At 57.7% G+C, this 22,756-nt stretch carries 17 protein-coding genes and 3 pseudogenes; 7 read left to right on the forward strand and 13 right to left on the reverse strand.

Annotation, left to right across the window (positions count from 1 at the left end; translation table 11 throughout):
* Complete coding sequence (locus PH558_RS22275) at window positions 1-1,131, forward strand: mandelate racemase/muconate lactonizing enzyme family protein (RefSeq protein WP_285206499.1); 1,131 nt, start codon at window positions 1-3, stop codon at window positions 1,129-1,131.
* A gap of 497 nt (window positions 1,132-1,628) precedes the next feature.
* Here the strand turns inward: PH558_RS22275 and PH558_RS22280 are convergent, their stop codons facing one another.
* Together PH558_RS22280 and gcvA are read right to left on the reverse strand one after the other, a co-directional pair.
* On the reverse strand, window positions 1,629-2,876 hold the full coding sequence (locus PH558_RS22280) for a cupin domain-containing protein (RefSeq protein WP_095437790.1): 1,248 nt from the start codon (window positions 2,874-2,876) through the stop codon (window positions 1,629-1,631).
* Between the two features lie 688 nt (window positions 2,877-3,564).
* The gene (gene gcvA / locus PH558_RS22285) at window positions 3,565-4,536 is read right to left on the reverse strand and encodes a transcriptional regulator GcvA (protein WP_285206503.1); all 972 of its coding nucleotides are present in this window, start codon (window positions 4,534-4,536) and stop codon (window positions 3,565-3,567) included.
* Window positions 4,537-4,663: 127 nt separating this feature from the next.
* On the opposite strand from gcvA, the gene PH558_RS22290 reads away from it, so the two are divergent.
* Complete coding sequence (locus tag PH558_RS22290) at window positions 4,664-4,867, forward strand: DUF1127 domain-containing protein (RefSeq protein ID WP_162751371.1); 204 nt, start codon at window positions 4,664-4,666, stop codon at window positions 4,865-4,867.
* Window positions 4,868-5,338: 471 nt separating this feature from the next.
* Here PH558_RS22290 and PH558_RS22295 read toward each other — a convergent pair whose 3' ends face one another.
* From PH558_RS22295 to PH558_RS22310, 4 genes are all read right to left on the reverse strand, one after another.
* Window positions 5,339-5,707, reverse strand: a complete 369-nt coding sequence (locus PH558_RS22295; protein WP_095438902.1) for a response regulator transcription factor — start codon at window positions 5,705-5,707, stop codon at window positions 5,339-5,341.
* A 77-nt stretch (window positions 5,708-5,784) separates the two neighbouring features.
* On the reverse strand, window positions 5,785-6,441 hold the full coding sequence (locus tag PH558_RS22300) for a response regulator transcription factor (protein ID WP_095437794.1): 657 nt from the start codon (window positions 6,439-6,441) through the stop codon (window positions 5,785-5,787).
* Window positions 6,434-8,014, reverse strand: coding sequence for a PAS domain-containing sensor histidine kinase (locus PH558_RS22305; protein ID WP_285206508.1), 1,581 nt, complete (start codon window positions 8,012-8,014; stop codon window positions 6,434-6,436). The genes PH558_RS22300 and PH558_RS22305 overlap by 8 nt, the downstream gene beginning before the upstream one ends.
* Before the next feature lie 179 nt (window positions 8,015-8,193).
* Complete coding sequence (locus PH558_RS22310; protein WP_285206510.1) at window positions 8,194-9,027, reverse strand: formate/nitrite transporter family protein; 834 nt, start codon at window positions 9,025-9,027, stop codon at window positions 8,194-8,196.
* A gap of 356 nt (window positions 9,028-9,383) precedes the next feature.
* On the opposite strand from PH558_RS22310, the pseudogene PH558_RS22320 reads away from it, so the two are divergent.
* Both PH558_RS22320 and PH558_RS22325 read left to right on the forward strand, forming a co-directional pair.
* A pseudogene (locus PH558_RS22320) lies at window positions 9,384-13,315 on the forward strand (chemotaxis protein CheB).
* Window positions 13,308-13,688, forward strand: coding sequence for a response regulator (locus PH558_RS22325; RefSeq protein WP_285206516.1), 381 nt, complete (start codon window positions 13,308-13,310; stop codon window positions 13,686-13,688). Before PH558_RS22320 ends, PH558_RS22325 begins: the two are co-directional and overlap by 8 nt.
* Window positions 13,689-13,754: 66 nt before the next feature.
* Here PH558_RS22325 and PH558_RS22330 read toward each other — a convergent pair whose 3' ends face one another.
* Both PH558_RS22330 and PH558_RS22335 read right to left on the reverse strand, forming a co-directional pair.
* A complete protein-coding gene (locus tag PH558_RS22330) occupies window positions 13,755-14,882 on the reverse strand; it encodes a helix-turn-helix domain-containing protein (protein ID WP_285206520.1) in 1,128 nt (375 codons plus the stop codon).
* A gap of 93 nt (window positions 14,883-14,975) precedes the next feature.
* Window positions 14,976-15,170, reverse strand: a complete 195-nt coding sequence (locus tag PH558_RS22335; protein ID WP_285206524.1) for a hypothetical protein — start codon at window positions 15,168-15,170, stop codon at window positions 14,976-14,978.
* A gap of 425 nt (window positions 15,171-15,595) precedes the next feature.
* Here PH558_RS22335 and PH558_RS22340 point away from each other — a divergent pair, with 425 nt between their 5' ends.
* A complete protein-coding gene (locus PH558_RS22340) occupies window positions 15,596-15,976 on the forward strand; it encodes a response regulator (RefSeq protein ID WP_095437800.1) in 381 nt (126 codons plus the stop codon).
* Window positions 15,977-16,563: 587 nt separating this feature from the next.
* Here the strand turns inward: PH558_RS22340 and PH558_RS22345 are convergent.
* Window positions 16,564-16,833: a hypothetical protein gene (locus PH558_RS22345; protein WP_069614169.1), complete on the reverse strand. Its 270-nt coding sequence runs from the start codon at window positions 16,831-16,833 to the stop codon at window positions 16,564-16,566.
* Between the two features lie 759 nt (window positions 16,834-17,592).
* Here PH558_RS22345 and PH558_RS22350 point away from each other — a divergent pair.
* Both PH558_RS22350 and PH558_RS22355 read left to right on the forward strand, forming a co-directional pair.
* Window positions 17,593-18,282: a carbonic anhydrase gene (locus PH558_RS22350; RefSeq protein WP_285206526.1), complete on the forward strand. Its 690-nt coding sequence runs from the start codon at window positions 17,593-17,595 to the stop codon at window positions 18,280-18,282.
* Between the two features lie 4 nt (window positions 18,283-18,286).
* Window positions 18,287-19,813 (forward strand): SulP family inorganic anion transporter, encoded by a 1,527-nt coding sequence (locus PH558_RS22355; protein WP_285206529.1) that lies wholly within the window; start codon window positions 18,287-18,289, stop codon window positions 19,811-19,813.
* Between the two features lie 67 nt (window positions 19,814-19,880).
* Here the strand turns inward: PH558_RS22355 and PH558_RS22360 are convergent.
* The 4 genes and pseudogenes from PH558_RS22360 to PH558_RS22375 form a co-directional block, all read right to left on the reverse strand.
* Window positions 19,881-20,320 (reverse strand): annotated as a pseudogene (locus PH558_RS22360) (FAD-binding protein); the annotation flags it as partial.
* A gap of 9 nt (window positions 20,321-20,329) precedes the next feature.
* Window positions 20,330-20,617, reverse strand: a complete 288-nt coding sequence (locus PH558_RS22365) for a gamma-butyrobetaine hydroxylase-like domain-containing protein (protein ID WP_285206530.1) — start codon at window positions 20,615-20,617, stop codon at window positions 20,330-20,332.
* Between the two features lie 246 nt (window positions 20,618-20,863).
* Window positions 20,864-21,817 carry a sulfonate ABC transporter substrate-binding protein gene (locus PH558_RS22370; RefSeq protein WP_285206532.1) on the reverse strand — a complete coding sequence of 318 codons (954 nt, stop codon included), beginning with the start codon at window positions 21,815-21,817 and terminating at the stop codon, window positions 20,864-20,866.
* 194 nt (window positions 21,818-22,011) lie between these two features.
* Window positions 22,012-22,125, reverse strand: a pseudogene (locus PH558_RS22375) (IS30 family transposase); the annotation flags it as partial.
* Window positions 22,126-22,756 lie beyond the last annotated feature (631 nt).

Below are 22,756 nucleotides of genomic sequence, written 5' to 3' on the forward strand. Positions count from 1 at the left end.
ATGAAGATCGACGAAATACGCCTCTATCATTTGGTCGCCATGTTGCCGGAGCCAATCGGCAACGCGCTGGTCTCCTTTCCGAAGCGAGAAACTTTGCTGGTCGAAGTCGTGGCCGGTGACCTGACGGGCTGGGGGGAGGCGTGGCTCTCACCCAGGACTGCGGCTGCCGCCATCGAGTTTCAGCTGGCGGCGCGAATACTCGGGCAGGATCCCTCCCATATATTGTCCGCGTGGCGGAATTTGCGCCAAGCCGTCGAAGGAGAAACCGCCGCACCTGCCATCGCCGCCCTGGATATGGCGCTGCACGATCTGACTGCGCGCGCCTACAAGGTTCCCGTGTCCACGCTCATTGGCGGCGCCAGGCGTCAACGGGTGACGGCTTATGCAAGCGGGCCTTTTTTCAAACCCGGCGGACATCCTTACCGCGACTTTGAACGGGAGATCGATGGATATCTGAAAGCGGGCTTTCGGGCCGTCAAGCTGAGAAGCGGGTACACCGTCGAAGACGATGCCGAGGCGGTCCTTGCCGCTCGACGGCAAATCGGCACCGATCGCGATCTGATGGTCGACTTCAACCAATCCTGCTCGGCACGGCGTGCCATGCGAACCGCCGATCTCATGAAAGATGCCGATCTTCTCTGGATCGAAGAGCCGACAAAGCCGACGGATGTCGCTGGTTATCGCGCTTTTGCTGCTCAGGCTGCCCCCGCACTTGCCGGCGGAGAGACATTCACCAATGCATCGGTGTTCCTCCCGTTCCTAGCGGGCGGATGCCTGGATATCCTGCAACCCGATATCGCGATCTGCGGTGGCTTGACCGGAGTTTCGCAGGTAAGCGTGCTGGCCGACCTGTATGATCGGCCGCTCATACCGCACGTCTGGGGAAGTGTCGTCAATTTTCATGCCGCCCTGCACTTTGTATCGACGCTGCCGGAACATAGAGGCGGCGGGCAAGCGCATTTTCCCTATCTGGAATTCGATGTCGGTCCCAATCCCTTGCTTGAGCTGGAGCAGAGACCTGTCCTGAATGCGGATGGAACGATCAGCGTGCCGGACCTGCCGGGCCTCGGCCTGAACCTGAAGGCCGAAGACTTGCAACCCTATACCGCCGAATTCCGAAGGATCGGCTGACGGTGCATCCCATATCCAGTGTACTTCAACGCATGATACTGGAAACGGCCTGGTCAAAGGATAAAAGACAATCAGCGATAGAAGTGGAGATATGTCGTGAACCTGAACCGCGGCGTGAAGATCTACGACAATGATTGGTTCTTGCGGCATGGCCTCAGTGCCGAACAGACTGCCGATCTGCTCGCCTCGTAGGGCATTCCTTATGTGATCGCCCAGAGCAAGCTGCTGCCGATGCCCAATTTGGCAGTGACCAGCATGTCGGCATTCCACCTGACAGGCAAGACAATCTCGATCACAAGGTTGGCCTTCTGAGCAAGGCGTTGGACACCGATCGGTGCTCATCGGCTTCTTCAAGTCCGCGCAGCCGTCATGGGCGGCTGTCTCAAACACGCAAAGCTGTGAGCTCGCAGCCCAACTCCCAGCTTTTCCCGCTTTTGTCCGGGAGGCATAATGGGAAAAGTGTCGCGGCGCCTGATGGCGCCGCGACCGCTCACGTCTTAGCGCGGCATGATGCCCGGTTGATCGGCGGGAAACTTTGCAATGTCGGCAAGACTGACATTCAGATGTTGTGTGACGAGCGCCGGCGGCGTATGGGCGAGCCAGGACGACAGGCCGATTTCCTGATATTCCGGCACTTTGAAGACGGCGACAAATTGCAGATCCGTCTTGCCGGTGTTCTCGATCACGTGGCCCTGGCTCTTCTTGACGTAGCCGACATCACCCGGCCGGAAATCGGCGGTCTGGCTGCGCGGACCGGCATCGAAAACCGTCATGCGCCCTTCGCCCTTGATCCAATATTGCCATTCGTCGGCATTCGGATGCCAATGCATTTCGCGCACGCCGCCGGGCTTGATCGTCTCGATGGCAGCGGCGATCGTCTTGGAGACTTTGAAGACACTGCTGTCGGCGAGCTGGAGAATGCCGGAAGCGTTCTGCTTCACCGGAGCTGAAGCGGTCAGCTTGTAGGTGAAGGGATAGGGCGGCAGGCCGCCCGAGGCAACGGCATCCTGATCGGCGGAAAGCGGGCCGGGTTCCTTGCCCTGGAAGATCCACAGATCCTGCAGCGGGATGTTCTTGAACGTGTCTTGCGGGACGCCGAAGTTCTTGGCAAGCAATTCCGGCGGCGTGTGCGCAAACCAGTCCGTCACCAGCAGCGTGTTGTATTCGGATTGATCCCCCTGGTCGAAGACGATCACGAATTCGCAGCCGTCAGGACCGAGCCCCTGCAATGAGTGCGGAAAGCCGGCAGGGAAATACCAGAGGTCGCCCACTCCCACATCCTGCACATAGGCGCGGCCTTGTGCGTCGAGAACGGTGATGCGGCAGCTTCCGTTGGTCATGATCGCCCATTCGGCCGCGCGATGCCAATGCAGTTCCCGAACGCCGCCTGGGCCAAGACGCATGTTGACGCCCGACACGGCTTCCGAGATGGCGAAATCGGCCTTGGTGAGCTGACGCGCCCATCCGCCGTTCTGGATACGCTTGGCGGCATTGTTGAACGATCCCCAAAAGAGCTGCATGTCGCCGATATCGGTTGCCGGAGGGCTCTGGAACGAGGGAAACTGCTCGTCGAGCACCGTGTTCTTCGGACCGGGATCCGAAAGGCTAGCCGGATTTGCATTGATCGCGCCCTCGGCCGGCTGATCGGGATTGCCGAAAGTGGCCGCCTGGGCGGCACCGGCCGCAAGCGCCGCGCCCCCCATAGCTCCGAGGGCAAGAACCGAGCGTCTCGATAGAGATTCCATGCTATTACTCCCTTGACGTGAATGGATAGTGATATTCCGCCGAGGCTTGAGCTATCGCTTCGAAGGGCGAGTGCCTGACGGCTGCTAGAGCGTCATTTGCCGACCGCGTAGACGCCAATGCAAATAGGAGGGATCGCCACTGCGACCCGGGGCGAACGGCGCATCGGAGCAATGGTGTTTTCGAGATTGATCGAAGTCGAGCCGGTGACACCCTTCCCAAGAAGGGCCAAGACGGCATGCTCGCTTCAAGTCCGGACATCGTCTCCTCCTGTCGACGAATATGATCACAGGAGGCTACAACCGCAGGGGCAACAGCACATCTATACCTAGGTCTAGCTAGGTCTCGCAAAAGGTATATGCCTGTCAGCGAATACAAGATATCGACGCGCTGGTCAGCCTCCGCGCTAGCCCGGTGACGCGTCGACACGATCAGCAGATGGATGATTGCGGCACTAGGCAGCAAAGACCACCAAAAGCGCCTTACGCCCCTGAATCAAAGCAGAATTTCAGGCCAGTATCCCATGAATGCCGCTGGCATTGATTGGGTTAGTGACAACGTGGCCAGGGAGCCGACATCGGCGGAGCGGCAATGCGATTGCGGAGAGTGACGCTTTTCAGAGTAGAGGGTGTGAATACTTCGGACATGCTGCCTCTGGTTGGGAAATTCGATGCACGACTTTGGGCTGGCCTAAGCCCCCCTGGTTCCACGCCCCTTTTCATCGGGTGCAGGTGTTCGCGATTCCTGGCCCGGCATCTGTTCCGCCTCGTCAAGAATCCATTCGCGAAAGGCGACGACACGGGGATCAGAAGCCGTTTCCTGCGGATACACGAGGAAATAGGCGAGTTCGGACGGGATCGGGATGCCAAGATCGAAAAGCCGGACAAGCCGCCCCTCGGCCAGATCGTTTGCGACAGTGGTCAGGTCCACAAGTGCCACAGCATCCCCACTGATCGCGGCTTGAAGCATTTCCGATGACGTGGCGAGCGCAACCGTACGACTGTCGTCGAAGGCGTCGATACCGGCAGCCGCCATCCACGTCGACCAGTTCGGCCACGCGACACCCTGTCGCTCCCATTCGATATGGACCAAGGTGTGATCAAGCAGATCACTCGGCGTTTGAATGGGCCTCTCGGACGCGAGTAGCCGAGGACTGCATACGGGCACGACAACGTCATCAAACAATCGATCAGCGCAAAGGCCGGGATAGTTTCCCGTGCCAAAGCGAATGCCGATATCGATGTCGTCCAGCTCGAAGTCGCGCACCTCGGGGGAGATATCAAAGCGCAGGTCGATTTCCGGCCAAGCGCCACGGAAGCGTTTCAGCCGCTGCATCAGCCATTTGACGGCAAAGTCCGGATCGACGGTGATTTTCAGGTGGCGGGAGCCGCGCTCGGTCCTGCGGGCCTGCGCGACGGCACGCTTCATGAGTTCGAGCGAGTCACCGGATGCGCGGCAAAGGATCAATCCCGCCTCCGTCATGCGGATCGAGCGATTGGTGCGCTTGAAAAGCGAAAGGCCGAGCTGGTCCTCGATTTCCTTGATCTGGTAGCTGACCGCCGCCGGGGTCAGGCCAAGTTCGTCGGCCGCTCGACTGAAGTTCAGATGTCGCCCCGCGGCATCAAGCGCTCTCAGCGCCCGCATTCCAGGAATTATGCTCATTTTTGCTTCAAAGAAAATTTGAAATTCTGAACAAGAATACTCGTTTCCCTGCTCGCACTCAATATGGGAGTATGTCAATTATTCGAGAGATATCAGGTCGCCGCGATAACGGTAAGGAATATACCCCATGAGCTCGACCAAAATTACCCTCAATTTTTTTATTTCAAAAATGCACGATCTGGTGCGTCGATTGAACGATGAAACGCGCCGGCGGCGGACACTGCATTATCTCAAGCGACACCTGCGTCGTCTTCCTGAGCAACGTCTACGGGACATAGGCATCAACCCGGAGAACATTCCTCAACTGACGAAATGTGAATTCGAGTTTTGAAACCAGGCCCCAACGGGCTTCTGGGAAGAAAGCCCGACATCTGGGCCTTCATTTCCACATGCCTGCAATGGGCCGAAAGCAATCACGGGTTCGCACGAATATCCAGCAAAATCGCCGCTTTCCCCTCGGACGATGACCGATTGGCCTTCTGAGAGCGTTTCCCTGTTCAGGCCCCGTCAGCGCAGATGCCTGGTAGTCGGGCTCGTAGCTCAGGATGACGCGGTCCAGCGCTCTCATCAGTTCTTGAATGTCGCCCCGCTCCCTCTCAAGCTGCTGCAGCCCGTCAGTAAAGGCGGCTCGTTTCTGCTTCAACTCGTACGCTACATTCATTCGGGGCTTCGTTTTCACCGGAGCCAAGGTAGCCGCAACACCATTTCAGGTCCGGTGGCTTTTGCTACCTAATGCCGGATGATTGCGAGGGACCGGATCAGTCCGAAGAGGGCAAGTCGCCTTTCGATTGCTTCCCGGCCGTCAATGGCCGAGTGCGGACTCGAGGCACCCGATGAGCCTTTCGACATCGACCGGCTTGCCGAGGACTGCGACGGCGCCGCCGTTCATGGCTCTTTTTCGTGTCCGCTCATCCTTGTAGGAGGTGACGAAGATCATGGGCGGCCGGTCTGAACGCCTGTTCAATTCAGCCTGCAGCTCGATTCCGCTAAGGCCGGACATCTTCACATCGACGAGCATGCAGTCGATTGCCGAACGTGGTTCGAAGGCGAGAAACTCCTCGGCGGACGCGAACAGGCGGCTGTCGTAACCACATGATTTGACCAGGTCATCCATCGCTTCTCGGATGGTGTCGTCGTCGTCGACGATGGCTATGGTAGGTATCGGCGGCAACGAAGCGACCCTTTCTGACTGCATTCCGGCGATCATGATGAGCTTTATGCGCCCAAGCTTGCCTGAATGATATCATACTAAGAGACAGGTGGTCGTATGCTTTCGCCCAGGATTTCGGCTTTCCTGACGAGCTCGGCGACCGAGCGAACTTCCATCTTCCGCATGACATTGCCGCGGTGCAGTTTAACTGTGACCTCGCTAATGCCAAGCTCGTGGGCGATCTGCTTGTTCATTAGCCCCGTGACCACAGCCTTCATGACCTCGCGTTCGCGTGGCGTTAGATGTTCCGCAAGCAAGGCGATGGCTTCGCTCTGCGCATGTTGGCGCCGGCGTGCGGCGTCGCGTTCCATCGCTGCCGCCACCGCATCCAAGATGTCCTGATCCTTGAAAGGCTTGGTCAGGAAATCGACGGCGCCGGCCTTCATCGCCCGCACACTCATCGGTATGTCTCCGAATCCGGTCATGAACACGATGGGCATCTTGCTGCCAAGGCGCTCCAGCTGCGTTTGAAAATCCAATCCGCTGAGGCCAGGTAGCCGGACATCAAGAACAATGCAGCCGGGGCGATTGAAGCTGGCCACTTCCATGAGCGCTGTCGCGCTCTCAAACGCCTGCGCATCGAACTTCATCGATCGGAAAAGATCCACAAGGGCTTCTCGCATCGACAGATCATCATCGACGATAAAGACCACGGGTTCGGACGGTTCCCTTTGTAGCTTGCGCTGGTCAGGCATGTTCCGTCTCCGGCCTCATCGGCAGGCGCATTTCGAAGACGGCACCGCCTTCAGGATGATTGGCTCCATCAAGGCTTCCGCCGCGCGCCTCCAGCGTGCTGCGGCAAATCGAAAGGCCCATACCCATGCCGGTCGCCTTGGTGGTGAAGAATGGTGCGAAGAGTTTGCTCTTCACATCGTCGCCGATCCCAGGCCCGGAATCGCGCACGCTAATGCAGACATGCTCGGTGTCTGGCCGAGCCACAGTTATCCTGACGCTCGGTTTGGGGCATCCGGCTTCATCCATCGCCTGAATGGCATTCGTGATGAGATTGATCAATACCTGCTGCAATTCGATTTTCACCGTCACTACGGCGGGGATATGAGGGCTGCAGTCGACAAGCACGGTCGTCTTGCTCTGCTGAAGCTCATGCTCCATCAAAGCTAGCGTTTCGTCAATGAGACTGCTCAAATCGATGCTCTCCAGATCGTTGTTCGACGAAGAAAGCACACGGCGCGCATTGTGGATCAACTCGCTTGCCCGCTGGCTGTCGCGGATCATTCTTTCGGCCGAGCGTCGCACGGCAGGGAAATCCGGCGGTTCGCGGTCGAGCCATCTTAATAGCGTCTGTGCGTTGATCACGATCGCGCCGAGCGGCTGGTTGAGCTCGTGAGCAAGTGAGGCCGACATCGCGCCAGCCATCGCGGCTTTCGATGCTTTGGTCAATTCCGCCTGGGCCTCGGCCCGGGCCCTCAGGGCCAATTCGCGTTGTGTGATATCGACCATGCTGACGACGACACGGCCGAAAGCGGCAGGATCCTCCGGGAGGCTAACGCTCAGCAGCACGAGCTTATTCTCCCCCTCATCGGTTTGCACCTCCACCTTGTCTTCGAAAGTTCCGTCGCCATCCATGATCGCCTGAAGCATATCAAGGAACTTCTCCTGGCCGGTAATAAGAGCCCGCTGTGGAATCCCTATGCCGGAGGATCTAGCACCGAGTAATTCGCCCGCGGCCTGGTTTGCCGCCACCGCCTTGATGAGACTGCCACAGTGATCGATCAGGGTCGGATTGACTCGCGCGTAAGCCTTTATGTCGACAACGCCCTGTGCCCTGACGTCCATCAGATAGCTTCGCAGCTTCGAAAAATCGCGCTCCCAGAGCGCAACGCGCGTGCGATCGAAAATCGAGCGATATCTTGCCTCGCTTTCCGAGAGTGCAGAATGGGTTGAAAGCAGATTGAGACGCGCTGTCTCCGTTTTCAGGAGCAACAAGGTCGTCACGGACAATGCAGCAAGCGCCCCGAACAGACGAAGCGTCTCCTGAAAATCTGCTTCCTCGCCATGCGTCATGGCGTAGGAGAGAAGCGTGAGAGCGGCGCATCCTGCTGCGATGATAAGCAGGCCAATGCGCGTCATCGATTGAGCGGCAAGCAACATGCTGACGACATAGAGGACCGCGATCGCGCCCTCGATGTCGGTATAGGTATCGATGTAAAAGATAACGGCGGCAAGCGTGATCGCAACGATGCCGAAGGCCAGGTTATGGCCGCGGCCTGGATCTCGGGCATGAAACAATAACGACGCTATGGACATTGTTCCCTCAGCCTGGCTGGCCGCAAGCATATCCTACTACTAACACCACTTAACCCATACATAGGTGGTCCAGCTGAGTGGAGGCGACGATGACGTTGATGGCAAGTTATCGTCTAGCAGGAAAGCTTTCAATCGCTCGGCTGTGGCTTGTGCTTTCGAGTTGATTGGTTAGGCGGTACTCACTTTTGGGTCCGCTTGGCCGAAACCTCCGCCCGGATAGCTGCGGGAGCCGGCGCGAATGAAACATGGCCGCTGCTTTGGAACTGGACCCAGTAACCCAAGCCCATGAAGATCGAACCGCCGATCAGATTGCCGAGCGTGACCCAGACCAGATTGTGAACCGCGCCGCCAAGAGTGATGTTCGCGGGATGATCACCCATCAAGGCCATGGCGAAGGTGAACATGTTCGCGACGGAGTGCTCATATCCAGCCGCAACGAAAATCGTGATCGGCCAGAAGATCAGCATGATTTTCGCGGCCGCATTGTCGGTGCGCCCCGCCATCCAGATCGCCAGGCAGACCAGCCAGTTGCACAGGATACCGCGAGCAAGCAGCTCAAGCCCGCTTGCCGACATCTTCGCCGAGACGACCGCAAAGAATTCCTGGCTTCCATCGCCCAGCAGCACGCCGCCACCCGCCATGTGGAATAGCCCGGCAAGGATCGCCGCGCCGATCAGGTTGCCGATCCAGGCGGCGCACCAGACCAGGAGCATGTCCGAAACACCTGCACGCCGCGTCAGCACGGCGAGCGGCATGTACATGGCCGTTCCGGTAAAGAGTTCGGAACCGGCGAACACGACGATCGTCAGGGCCGATGAGAAGACCACACCCATGATCAAATGCGCCCAGGCCGCATCCGCATGAGCACCGGCGGTGAACATGAGGATGTCACCGAACCCGATATAGGCGCCGGCCATCGCGGCCCCGACGAGGAAGGCAAGGAACTGCCTACGCACGATAAGTGCTTTGTGTTCGCCGGACTCGGCGAAGTTGACAATGGAATCCTGGTACATGATGAACCCTCGCATCTTGCCCGGATCGACCCGAGCGCTTGGCTTGCCGATGCAGGAAACTAGACCTGCGGGCAGCCGAGCTGAATCATACTTAGGTCTAGGGTGGACAAGCTCAGGCAGAGGGGACTTCGCGTTCCGCGGTCTCAGCCTTGAGGAGCTGCGACAGGATAGGGATCACCGCTTTCGGAGAGCGGGCTTGCCGAATTGGCGCCTCGACATTTGCGAGCATCGGTATCTTGTGAGAGGCAACACATTGGACTGAATTCCGCGGAAACCGATATGCGAACATCTATCGTCGCGGTAATATGGTAGAGGTGTAGAAATTTCTCAATAATTTGAAGACGAGCGAATAGAAAATGGCCGACGACGAACTCAAATCACAATTCCAGCAGACCTTCGTGCCTGTTTGTGCAATCGGGGCGTCTGCGGGCGGGGTTTCGGCACTGCAGAACTTGTTCCGGCAGTTGCCGAGCGATCTCGGGCTTGCCTATGTCGTCATCGTCCATCTATCTCCCGATGAGCCGAGCTCACTGGGCGAGATCCTTTCTCTGTGCACCCGCATGCCTGTGCACCAGATCGAGGATAGCCCGACCCTGAAACGGGATTGCGTCTTCGTCATCACCCCTGATCGGGAAGTTGTCATCGATGGCGACAATATATCTTCGCGACCATTTACCGAACCGCGGGGCCGGCGCGCGCCGATCGATATGTTTTTCCGTTCGGTCGCCGCCGCGCGCGGCGATGGCGTCGCTATCGTTCTGTCCGGAGCGGGTGCGGATGGTGCACTCGGCGTTACCTCCATCAAGGAAGCCGGCGGCGTGATCATGGTCCAGGATCCTGCCGAGGCGAGCTTCAACGCCATGCCGCAAAACGCAATCGCAACTGGCGCTGCTGACTTCGTTGCTCCCATAGCTCGATTGGTCGAGCGGCTCACCGAGGTGGCTCGCAGCAAGGAAGCGGTCCGCTCACTCGATATGGCAGGGGCGGCTAACGATCTCCGGCGGATCGTCGCGTTGCTGCGTGCTAGAACCGGCCACGATTTTTCCGCCTACAAGCGCGCCACCGTGATGCGGCGGGTTGTGCGGAGGATGCAGGTTTGCCGTACGGAGACGCTCGCCGACTATGCGGACTATTTGCTGACGACGCCTGAGGAGGCGCAGAATCTATTCTCCGATCTGTTGATATCGGTGACGATGTTCTTTCGTGACGAGCAAGCGTTCGAAGCGTTGGGGCGCCAAGTGATCAAACCCTTGTTCGACGCATATAATGCGGACAGCGACGAGAGTATCCGGGTCTGGGTTGTTGGCTGCGCAACCGGCGAAGAGGCCTACAGCGTAGCGATACTCTTGCACGAAGAAATGGCTCGACGCAGCGTAAAAGTCCCTCTGCAGATTTTTGCGACTGATTTGGATGAGGGCGCGCCGGGACCGCTAGGGAAGGTCGGTACCCTCGGTCGATCGAGGCTGACGTTTCGGATGAGCGATTATCTCGCTTCTTCATTGACGAGGGCACGCATTTCCGTGTCCGCAAGGAAATAAGGGAGAGCGTGCTCTTTGCAAAGCACAGCGTCCTGAAAGAGCCGCCTTTCATGCGGCTCGATCTGATCACCTGCCGGAATTTGCTGATCTATCTTGAACGCGCCCTTCAGGCCCAGGTCTGCTCCATCTTTCACTACGGATTGCGGTCGGGGCGGTATCTCTTTCTCGGGTCGGCCGAGACGGTTGATGTTGCCGCCGACCTTTTTGCGCCGCTCGACCGGCAGGCGCGCATCTATAGCGCCCGGCCCCACGGCGGTCATTTGCTGCCGATCCTGCCCCAGTTTGCCGCACCGGAGCAGCAGCTGACGAGTAATGATCGACCAACGCCAATCACTACGGAACGGGCAGCGCTTCCGGCCGCCCTTCATCTCGCGGCGCTGGAACATAACGCACCGGCGAGCGTCTTGGTCGATGATGGGCAGAATATTCTGCACCTGTCTCCGACGGCGGGTCGATTTATTTTGCACTCGGCCGGGCCGGTCTCCAAAACATTGACCGCGATCGTCAGACCGGAACTTCGACTGGACCTCGGGATAGCGCTATCGCGGGCGCTCGAGAAAGGAGAGCCGAGCGTTACGTTGCCGACGGTCGTCGCCTTCGATCAAGGTAAGCGGCGGATTTCCATGCAGGTGACCCCCATCACCAATGACGCGCAGAGGGCGGCGCAGGCTCTGGTATTCTTCCTCGACGGGGGTGTTGTCCTTGATAGCGATGAGCTGGAACCGGTTGCGGACGCACGCCCAGACGAGGTTCGCCGGGTCTACGCCGAGCTCAAGGCTTCGCAAGAGGCGCTGATGCTTAGCCGCAGTGGACACGATGCCGTCGTTCAAGAATTACGTGCGGCCAATGAAGAGCTGCAATCGATGAACGAGGAGTATCGCTCGACGGCCGAAGAGCTCGAAACTTCCAAGGAGGAGCTGCAGTCGATCAATGAGGAACTACACACCGTCAACGCCGAACTGAAGAGCAAGCTGGAGAGCATCTCGGCGGCACATAGCGATCTGCAGAACCTGTCGGCCGCCACCGAAATCGGTACGCTTTTCCTCGATCCGGATCTCCGCATCAAGATGTTCACCGCTCCGGTCGCGGAACTCGTCAACATCACAAGGCACGATATCGGCCGTGCCATCACCGATTTCACTCATCAGCTGGACTATGACGATATCGACAACGATGCACGAAGGGTTTTGAAGGATCTGATTCCTATCGAGCGCGAAGTTACCAGCCGCAAGGGCCGGCAGTTCTCGATGCGTCTGCGGCCCTACAGGACGGTAGAAGATCGTATCGATGGAACTGTCGTGACATTCGTCGACATATCCGACCGCGCGCGGGCCGAAGCGGCACTGCGGGCAAGCGAGGATCGGCTGCGCCAGTTTGGCGAAGCGTCGCAGGACATTCTGTGGATTCGGGATGCGGAGACATTCCAATGGTCGTATCTGACACCCGCATTTGAAGCGATCTATGGTCTCGATCGGGAGGCTGCGCTTCGAGGGGATAATATGGTTGGGTGGCTGGAAATGATCCTGCCGGAAGATCGTGAACGGGCAGCCGAAAACCTGCGACGGGTTCGTGGCGGCGAGCGAGTGACTTTCGAGTACCGCATCCGAAGGGCCTCGGATGGAGGCGTCCGCTGGGTCCGAAACACGGACTTTCCCATCAAGGATGAAACGGGGCGGGTCGCCCATATCGGGGGAATTGGTCATGATGTTACCGAGATCAAGGATACCGAGGCGGCACTTGCCGCGGCCGAGCAACGTCAGCGCGCTCTTTTGGAAGGCATACCGCAACTCGTCTGGCGCGCGGTCGACGGGGGCAATTGGACATGGTCGAGCCCGCAATGGACCCGCTATACGGGCCAGGCTGAGGGTGAAAGCCACGGATTGGGATGGCTCGAGCCGGTACACCCAGATGACCGCGATAGCGCGTTGGCAAATTGGTCAAAGGCCGTTGAATCCGGCGGAATGGAGACGGAGTATCGCATCCGTCAGGCTGACACGACCTCATATCGGTGGTTTCACACGCGAGCGACACCGGTTCGTGACGGAAACGGCACCATCGTCGAGTGGCTCGGCACCTCAACAGACGTCGACGATTTGCGCGGCATGCAGGCACGCCAGGAAATCCTGGTAGCTGAGTTGCAGCATCGAACGCGGAACCTGATCGGCGTCATACGCTCAATGGCCGACAAGACGGGCCGCGCCAGTAACGACCTTGAGGAATTTCGTGAGAAGTTCCACGATCGGCTCAATGCCCTGGCACGAGTTCAGGGGCTGCTGTCGCGTCTCAATGAGCATGACCGGGTTACCTTCGACGAACTGATTGAAAGTGAACTTTCGGCGATGGACGGCAGTGCCGAGCGTACCAGCCTCGATGGACCGCGCGGGGTGCGTTTACGATCTTCCACGGTCCAGACGCTGGCGATGGCTCTTCATGAGCTTGCCACGAATGCGGTGAAATATGGCGCACTTGGTCAGCCGGCGGGCAGGTTGTCGGTTAGCTGGGCGCTTGACGAGCAGGGTGAAGACGGACGCCCGTGGCTCCATATCGATTGGCGCGAAAGCGGCGTCAAAATGCCCGGCGAAGATCCGGCCCCGGCCGGCACGGGGCAAGGTCGTGAGTTGATCGAACAGGCGCTCCCATATCAACTCGGCGCCAGGACCAGTTATATGCTCGGTCCTGACGGTGTTCATTGCACCATCGCGATACCGGTTTCAGCCACGAGATCCGCAAGGGAGACTCCGGATGGATGATCAATCGTTGAAAAATCTCCGCATTCTTGTCGTCGAGGATGAATACTTGCTTGCAATGGAGCTTAGCGACTTTTTGAACGACGCAGGAGCCTTGGTCATCGGGCCTGTCGGTACGCTGGACGACGCGTTCGAATTGATCGGCAAAACATCGCTTATCGATGGGGCTATACTCGATATTAATTTAGGGGGCGAGGCGGTCTTCCCAGCGGCTGACAAACTGATGGAGCGGAATGTTCCGATCTTGTTCACGTCCGGTTATGATGCCGGTGGACTTCCAAGCCGGTTCAAGCATTGCGATTTGCTGGGTAAGCCCAACGACATGGCCAAACTCCGTGAAACCATCCGGCGGATGGCGGCCCGACCAGGCCGATAATGCCGCAGACCGCAGTTCGCTCGCCTGAGACATTAGAGCAGGATCGTCTCGGGATTGGAGACAAGTTCAAGTCACGGGCGGTGTCGACCCGGAGGGCAATTCGCGGGCAAGAGGAAGATACATCAGCCGTTCATACTCAGCTTCGGGCGTACCATAGGCTTCGCCGGCGATCTTGATCAGTTGTATGCGATCTCGGATCTCGATGTTCGATCGTGTGGCCCTGATCAATTTTTCGCCCTCAAGCACATGGATCGCGTCTGTGACCGATGAGCGCCTCACGCCGAGCATTATCGAAAGATATTCATGCGTCAAATCAAAGGATTGTAGAGGAACGCGATCCTGAACCATCAAGAGCCAACGCGCCAATCTCTGTCGCAGTTCAAATTTGGCGTTTACCAATGCCGTGTGACTAACCTGCACCCCCAGAATTCGGGAGAAACGCGCAGCGAGCAATCCTAGGTCAGGCGCCAGGTGAAGCGCAGCTCGAAAGTCGAGAGCCGCCATGACCAGCGCGTCGCCCTCGACTTGGTTGATCAGCTCATGAGAGGTCTGATCGTCACCGATCGCAATTCCCATCCCGGTCATGCCCTCCCTGCCAATCAGTCCCGTTTCGATCCGTGTTCCCTGACGACCCACTGCAACGAGCGAGGCGACGCAATCAATTGGGAAGTAGACGCGGGTGACCTTCTGGTTCTGGACCTCCATGACCGCACCTCGGGGCAGGTGTACGCGGCGCAGAAGGGGGGAGATCTTGTTAAGTTGTGGTTGCGGCAATCGTCGGATGATTGAATTCCGCAACAGTTCATCGTTCGCCACCGGGGCTGGTTCCAACGCGTCCATAAGCGCGGCGACTATTGCATTGTCTTCCAGAGGCTTGCGCAGGATAAGCTTGTCGGCGTGGCGAGCCGGTACGATTTCCGGCTCGAATCCGGTCGCAAAAATGAACGGAACGGCGCGGCGTTCAAGTTCGTCGGCTACGGGAAATACCATCTGTCCGGATAGTCTGATATCCAGCATCGCAGCCGCGATGTCTGCCGTCGAATGAATCCGGTCGAGAGCTTCTTCAACGCCAGGTAATGGGCCGACAACGTCGAAACCCATTTGGTCGAGCCGTCGCGCCAGGTCGGATGCGATGAAGTAGTCATCTTCGACCAGCAGAACCCGTGTTCCCGCAGCGATCTGCGATGCAGCCATTTCACACCTACCATCGGATTGGTGGAGCTCTATTCGGAAACGGAAGCGATCCTAAGCGGTTCCATGATATCCTAACATACCGTTGCGCTGCCATCAGTCTTGTTCAGAGGGGTGAATATTGGACTGAAGCTGGTCGAGGAGTGCAGAGATTTCTTCGTAGGCTTGTTTGACAGCCGGATGACCTTCCGCTTGCTCCTTCAGTATCGAATCCTGGACAGCGCGGTATAAGAGATTTCGGATTTTCCAGAGACGGGTTTCCACCGCCGGGCTGCATCTGGCATCATTCATTTGGCCCTCCTTACCATACTGAATTTTGGGCGCGAGACACTATTGTTGAGCCAAAATAAGCTATCGCAGCCTTCGAAGAATTGCCTGACCTGTGCCGCGGACGTTCAAATAGCCCTCCAAAGCAAATAGATCCGCCGGCGATTCCACTAAGTTCCGCTCCGAACCAGAAAAAGACCCCAAAGTTCCTTTGCAGTGCAATTGAACAATGCGGGTTGGCCTGCTCATCGCCTGCTTTCCGTCGAACTATGTTACGGTAGTGAGCTGTGTTTCGTACGTTGCCGTACAGTCCTTCATGGCTCACGGTTGTAATCTAGGATGTTGGATCGCCTCGCTGTAATGTGGATCGCGGAGGCTCATGGATGAAACAGGCGGAGTAGATAGCAGGAAATTAAATTGTTCAACTGAGACGCAGGGAAGGGGAAGCGATGTTCAGCGAACTGCTTGGCAGGTGCGTTCTCGTGGTCGAAGATGATTATTTCCAGGCAAGCGATCTGACGATCGCGCTCGAAGATCAAGGCTGCGATGTCGTTGGCCCTTTTTCCACGCTTGCCGCGGGAATGCGCGCTTTTGCGAAGGCTCGGATCGATGCCGCAGTGCTGGACATTCATCTCGGCGCCGAGCGCATATACGGTCTCGCGGATCAGCTCGATGAAAGCAATATTCCCTACTTATTCGTCACTGGCTACGACGCGACGGCGATCCCGGAGCGATTTCGAAAGATCGAGCGCCTTTCAAAGCCGGTTGAGCTTGAAAAGATCATTCCCGTGCTGACCGCGATGATTAGCAAACATGCCAGCAGACATTAGAATAATGTAGGGCACAGCCGTCGATCCCGCAGAATGATAAATACAACCAAGGCAATGTTGCGAGGCAATGCCGATAGCCGCTGGTCGGCAGCTATCGGCATCGGCAGGAGAACCGGAAGGCGGGGAGCCCTTCCGCTTATAAAACCATGCGCCTCTCGGAAAGTTCCTCATATCAGTCGAATAGAAGTGTATTCGGCCATGTCACTACGCCAGCGTTCCCTCCAGCCTTGATCAGATAACATAATGAAACGAAGTAGCATCCCGCGACCAATGCCGCGACGCAAAAATGGCCCGATCTAAGGTCGGGCCAAGCTTTGCGGGAAGGCTGAGTGATATGCGTGAAAGATCACCCGCGGAATAAACTGGGCAGCCCGACCAAGGTTCCAGTTGCTCGAAACAAATCGCCCTGCCGGGTGGGGCCAGGCAGGGCGATAACAGGAGCACTATTGAAAGCGCGAGTAGGGGTGAACTGGAGTTCAGTGACTTGCGCAGCTTCAATCTATCATTGTGTGGCAGCTTTGTGAATGCTACTACTTGTGTGGAGCGCCGGACATGGGCGGAACAAGAGCTGGTTTCTTCCGCGCCGACTACTCGCAGACGGTCTCGCGCACGACGACCCGATGATGATGGCGGTAACCATAGCGCCTTTCCGTCCAGCACCGGCGATGGTACCTGTAGCGCGGGCCGTCATAGTATCCGTCATATGCGTAGGCTGGCGGATCGCGATAATAGCGAGGCGGCGGCGGATCATAGTCGTAGCGAGGCCCAACTCCGTATTCAAAGTAGACCTGCGAGAACGCCGGCGAGGCGGCCAAGGTCGTTGCGAGCGCCAGCGCCGCGATTACGATTCTTTTCATGTCTTTCAATTCCGATTTACATGCAGCAATGGCGCGCTAACCTGCGCCTTGAATTTTGTATGCTGTAAACGCTGGTCGTGAACAGGGACCAAAGTCGCAACCAAATGAGGACTTAGGCCTTAGAACTTATGAAAGGTCTGTTCGCTGGCGCTCACAGGAATGGGTGGACTCCTCGTCCTCGAAGCGTAAGAGGAGATATCGTCGCCAACCGAATATGCAGGCGGCGGCGATCTGTCCGGTAACGAGGTTTCCGTCTCTGATCGCGTATGGCTGGAAATCGGCGGCGCATTCATCGTTTCCGCCACTTGGTTTCAACGAGCGGGATCGATCAGAGCTGCCCCTTGATCGACGGGATTGTCATTTGCGCGCCCGCGTCGACGAACGCGAGATATGGCCCGCCCATCTCTTCGGACTACGGGCCTCTAGACTCTCCCCTTTCGAACAGTCGGAAACACCTGAGAACGCTGGTTCGTACCTTATCGAGAGCTCTCAACGGGTGTCGCTATCCGCTTTCCTTTTGGTGATTCCTCGGATTCTGCGAGGCTCCTGCCGCGACGACATAGGTGCCGCAGGTCAACTGAAAGGATCTCACAATCCACTCACAAGATTTTTATAAATTAGTCTACGCTAATTCGATGTTTGCTATTTTCTTCCCATTTCCTGTTCCTATCTCGCACTTGCGAAATGATCGCGCATTCCAACCCGCCGGGCATGGGTACGCCCCCTGCCTGCCGTCCGGCCCATCACAAGGACTCGACAATGGGTGATTTGCTTAAAGGGATCTCCAGCTTTCGCGGTGCCGTCTTTCCCCACCACCAGGCACTTTATCGCAAGTTGGCGGAGGAGGGTCAGCAGCCGCAGGCGCTGATGATTTCCTGCGCCGACAGCCGGGTCATGCCTGAAACGATCACGCAATCCGGCCCTGGCGAACTATTCGTTTGCCGCAATGCCGGAAATATCGTTCCTCCGTTTTCCACCGCCAATGGCGGAGTATCATCGGCGATAGAATATGCGGTCGTCGCACTCGGCGTTCGTGATATCATCGTTTGCGGGCATTCCGATTGCGGTGCGATGAAAGGACTTTGCCATCCCGATCTCCTGAAGCCGATGCCGAATGTCGCTGCGTGGCTGAAGCATAGTCATGCCGCCCATTCGATCGTTTGCGAGGCCTACCCCGTCGACCTGTCCGAGCGGCAAAGGGTTCGCGCCATTGCGATGGAAAACGTCGTCGTTCAGCTCGACCACTTGCGCACGCACCCTTCCGTCGCCGCCAAGCTTGCGACCAACGACATTACCCTGCATGGCTGGTTTTTCGATATCGAGACGGGCGAGGTGCTGGTCTATGACGGTGCGGCCGCTCGCTTCACGGATATCATGGAGGACAGGCCTCTGCCCGTCGCCGTCACCGGCCGTGGTCGTCCGCATGTGATGCCGCAAGCTGCGGAGTAGGCCGATGATATCAAGCTCTGTTCTGTCGCGAGACTTCGCATCGTCGCTCGTCGTGTTTCTCGTCGCCATACCGCTCTGCCTCGGCATCGCCGTGGCTTCAGGCGTTCCGGTGGCCATGGGCCTCATTTCAGGCATTGTTGGCGGCATCGTCGTCGGCCTTCTAGCCGGATCTCCGCTTCAGGTATCAGGACCGGCGGCTGGTCTCGCCGTGATCGTCTTCGGCTTTGTCGAGCAATATGGCGCTGCCATGCTCGGGCCGGTTCTCATCGTGGCGGGATTGCTGCAGGTCCTTGCCGGATTCCTGAAGATCGGATCATGGTTTCGCGCCATTTCGCCTGCGGTGGTCCACGGCATGCTCGCCGGGATCGGCATCCTCATCATTCTTGGCCAGATCCATGTGCTGATGGGGGCAAGACCTGCTGCCGGCGGTATCGAAAACGTCACTGCCATGGAGCAGACCCTTGGCCGCGTGTGGGGCGCGGGACTGACCCAGGAATCGGTTGCTCTCCTCGTAGGCTTGATTTCCTTGCTGGCCATGGTCGCCTGGGAGAAGTTCAGGCCGAAGCCATTGATGCTGGTACCCGGTGCTCTGGTGGGGGTCGCGGCCGGCACGATATTGACGGCCGGGATGCAGCTGCCGATCGCCAGGGTGGAGGTGCCGTCCTCTCTCATCGACAGTATTTCGCTGCCGACGCTCGATGGTTTTGCCAGGATGGCCGAACCCGGTATCTTCGTGACGACGCTGGTTATCGCAGTGATCGCCAGTGCGGAAACGCTGCTGTCGTCCGCCGCCGTCGATCGCATGCATGATGGCGTGCGAACCCGCTTCAACAAGGAGCTGTTTGCGCAAGGCATCGGCAACGGGCTCTGCGGTCTGCTGGGTGCACTGCCGATCACCGGTGTCATCGTCAGGTCCTCCGCCAATATTCAGGCGGGCGCGCGCACGCGGGCATCGGCCGTGCTGCACGGCGTTTGGATCCTTGGGCTCGTGGCATTTCTGCCGGAGCTGCTCGCGATGGTGCCGCTCACGGCACTTGCCGCAGTGCTGCTGGTGACGGGATGGCGGTTGATCAGTCTTCATCATGTCCGCCACCTCTTCGATCATCACGGTTGGGCCCCTGTCGGGATCTGGACCGCGACGGTCGCGATGGTGGTGCTTCAGGACCTGCTCGTGGGCGTCGCGCTCGGCCTTGCGCTGTCCATATTGGAAATCCTTCCATATCTGCGCCGCAAGCTCGCCATCGACAGATTGGAGGAGGATGAAACCATCCATCTCGACCTCGTGGGCGTGGCGACATGCAAGGACGTTCCCACCCTGCTCAACATGCTGGAAACGCTTCCCGAGGGTCGCAAGATCAGGATTGCGGGCACGCGCCTGCACTACCTTGACCATACGAGCGCCGAGACCCTGCGTGAATGGCTGAAACGACAGAAGAAATCGGGGCGCCTGGTGGAAATCGAGCATCCACCCGTCGGACGCCACCGGCGGCTGAAGCCGATCTTTGAAAAGCTATCGGAGGAGGTTGCCTGATCGGCGGATAAGATATTAGCTATCTTACGACAATGTCCTTGCCCCTTGCCGGGGCAAGGCGAACAGCAAAAAGCAAAGCGCGAAACATTCCTCCGTTCGGCATCGGCAGGACATAAGTGCCGAGGTGATGCACTTTCTTGAGATCGAAATCGCCATTTGCGTTCTTTTGGAAGCGGATGCCGAAGCGATCCAGCTCCTCGATGATCTCGTAGCATCGCGATGCATATTTGTAGACCGGCGCCTGATCGACAATGCCGTCATTGGCGATGGTGATTTCCTTGGTATATTGTCGGGCGTCGCATAGCCCGGAACGACGGCGTTGTTCAGGCCGTCCATGCCCATGGAGATCGCGCCCGAGCGCTTGACGTTGGCCTTTTCGAGCAGGATGACGTTCAGGTTGGGATTTCGCTGCCTTGCCTTGAGCGCCGCCATCGGCCCGGCAGTGCCGCCGCCAATTACGAGCACGTCGCACTCGACCTCGGACAGGCCTTCTATAAAATTATCCATGCATATTCCTCAAGCCAACGAATCCGCGATCTCGCGCAGGTATTGCCAGGGGTAGATTCCTCGATCGTGCCCATCGGAGAAAACCAGCCGGATGCCATAGGAGCCGATCGGCTCGATATCGGCTACCTGGACGTTGTCGAAGTTCTCATCGCGCCCATCCAAGGAAGCACGCAAGACTTCGGCGTCGCGACTGCGCCGGCGCAGCACGGAGGCGGGAATGAGAGAGATGTCGCCGCCGTCCCAGGTAATGGCGAGCGTGCGACGTTCCGGCTTCAGCGTCAGTTGCAATGGTGTCATGGGTTTTCCTGTCTGTTGGCTATTACTTTAAGAGAGGGACAGAGAGAGACACGCAATAAATTGCCTATTGGGAGCAGACACTCGCATCATGACGCGCAAGAACGTCCATTTTCCGCGAGATGAGCCCGGCACCCGCGGACATTGCTTCGAAAGTGGCCGCGCAATTGTCCTGCCGGAACAATTGAGCGAGAAGGCGACCAGACCTCCTCGCTTTAATCCGTTATCTTAGATCTCGAAGATGTGATCTTACGCCTTGCCCTTGTGGACAACGTCTGCGACCGTCACCTTCTTCGGGATGAGCTTGAGTTCGAAAAAGGCGTCGGCGATGGCCTGCTGCTGTACCACGACGGAGTCATCCAGGGGCTTGATGCCATAGGACTGACGCTCGAGTGCCCTGACGAGGATAGGTTCCGGAATGCCGACCGATGGCGAAAGCTGCGCAGCCGCAGCCGCAGTATCGGACTTGGTCCATTCGTCAATTTCCGAAATTGCGTCGATCAAGACATCGATCGCGACGGAATGAGTGTCGACCAACGCGCTGGTACCGAGATAGAACTGGTGATTGGGAACGATACCCTCGCCATTTCTGAGCTCCCGTGCGTCCAGCGCCACTTCCGCCGCCGCTTGAAAGGGATCCCAGATAACCCATGCATCGACCGCGCCCCTTTCGAAGGCTGCGCGGCCATCGGCCGGCGCAAGGAAGGATGGCTCCACGTCCTCATAGGTCAAGCCAGCTTCCTCAAGGGCCTTCACAAGCAGATAATGGACGTTCGAACCCTTGTTGAAGGCGACCTTTTTACCTTTCAGGTCCGCGACGGACTTTATGGGGCTATCTTTCGGGACAAGAATGGCTTCGCCGCGCGGGGCAGGCGGCTCATGTGCGATGTAGATGAGCGGAGCGTTCGCGGCCTGCGCGAAAATCGGGGGCGTTTCGCCGGTCGATCCGAAATCGACAGCCCCCGCATTCAGTGCCTCCAGGAGCTGGGGACCGCCAGGAAACTCTGCCCATTCAACCTTGTAGTTGATCGCCTCGAGTTTCTTTTCCAGCGTCCCTTTGCCCTTGAGAAGCACCAGAGTTCCGTATTTCTGATAGCCGATGCGCACGACTTTGTCGGCCGCCCTTGCAATTCGAATATCCGCCAGTGGCGCCGCGATAGCACCAGCTACGACCGCGGTGAAAGCTCGTCTTGTGATCTTCATCATGCCCTCCGAAACAAGCTTCACCAAACTAAAGTATCTTTATATTTTTTCTAGAATGTAGATCCTGCGATGTCGGCCCCTCCGGGATTCGCTTTTCCATTTCGTTGGACTGCAGGCAAAAAGAGCAGCGTCTCGCGCCGAGTGCCCCGGTAACATTCCCTAGCTGTCAACCGCGCCTTCGCCCCTTTGCTCTACTCTTCCTTGCCGTAGATCAAGCGATAGATGGTTTCCGTACAGATGCGGACTAGGCTGACACCATCGGCCAGCAGGCGGCAGGCGATCTGTTCCGGCGACCAATAAGCCTCCAGTTCTCGATACAGATCCTCGTACCTTCCATCTTGCCAACCAGGCTTGAGTCAGATGAGCCTGCGCCATGTCATCAGGCGCGCCAGGGCCGCCATTTACACCGCGCCCAATTTATCGACCGTGCTTGGTTTTTGATGAGTAGCAGAAAAGCTATGAAAGGAATCAACGTTCGGCAATTTATCGTGCCTTGAGCAAAGTCGGATATCTTTCGACCGCGTGCCACGCTTTGATGGAGAGGCTGATCTTGATTCTCCGTGAAATCCCGACTGGATAGTATTCCGAGATAGGCCGCTCCTGCGGCAAATCTCCCGGATCGATATATGCTCGCGGAAATGCCGGCGTCGGCTTACGCTCAGTAACGCCACGTCGATCGCTCCAGAGCCCCGCTGAAACCTCGCGAGGGATGGTTGAAACGTGGGCCAAATCTCAATGATAATTTCCCGCTATCTCGGGTCAGCTCTCAGTGCAAATCAACACGCCCTCTTTCGAGTGCTTTGGAAGAGTTACTGTCGAGCATATGATCGTAATAATTTTTATAAATTCCCTTTTCGGAGGCATATAAGAAAATTTTCTGCGAAATATACACGCGTTTCGTCGTTTTTTAATTTAGAAGTAGCAGAACATACGCAGATA

It is taken from the genome of Rhizobium pantanalense, assembly GCF_030182525.1.
In the GTDB taxonomy this organism is placed as follows: domain Bacteria; phylum Pseudomonadota; class Alphaproteobacteria; order Rhizobiales; family Rhizobiaceae; genus Rhizobium.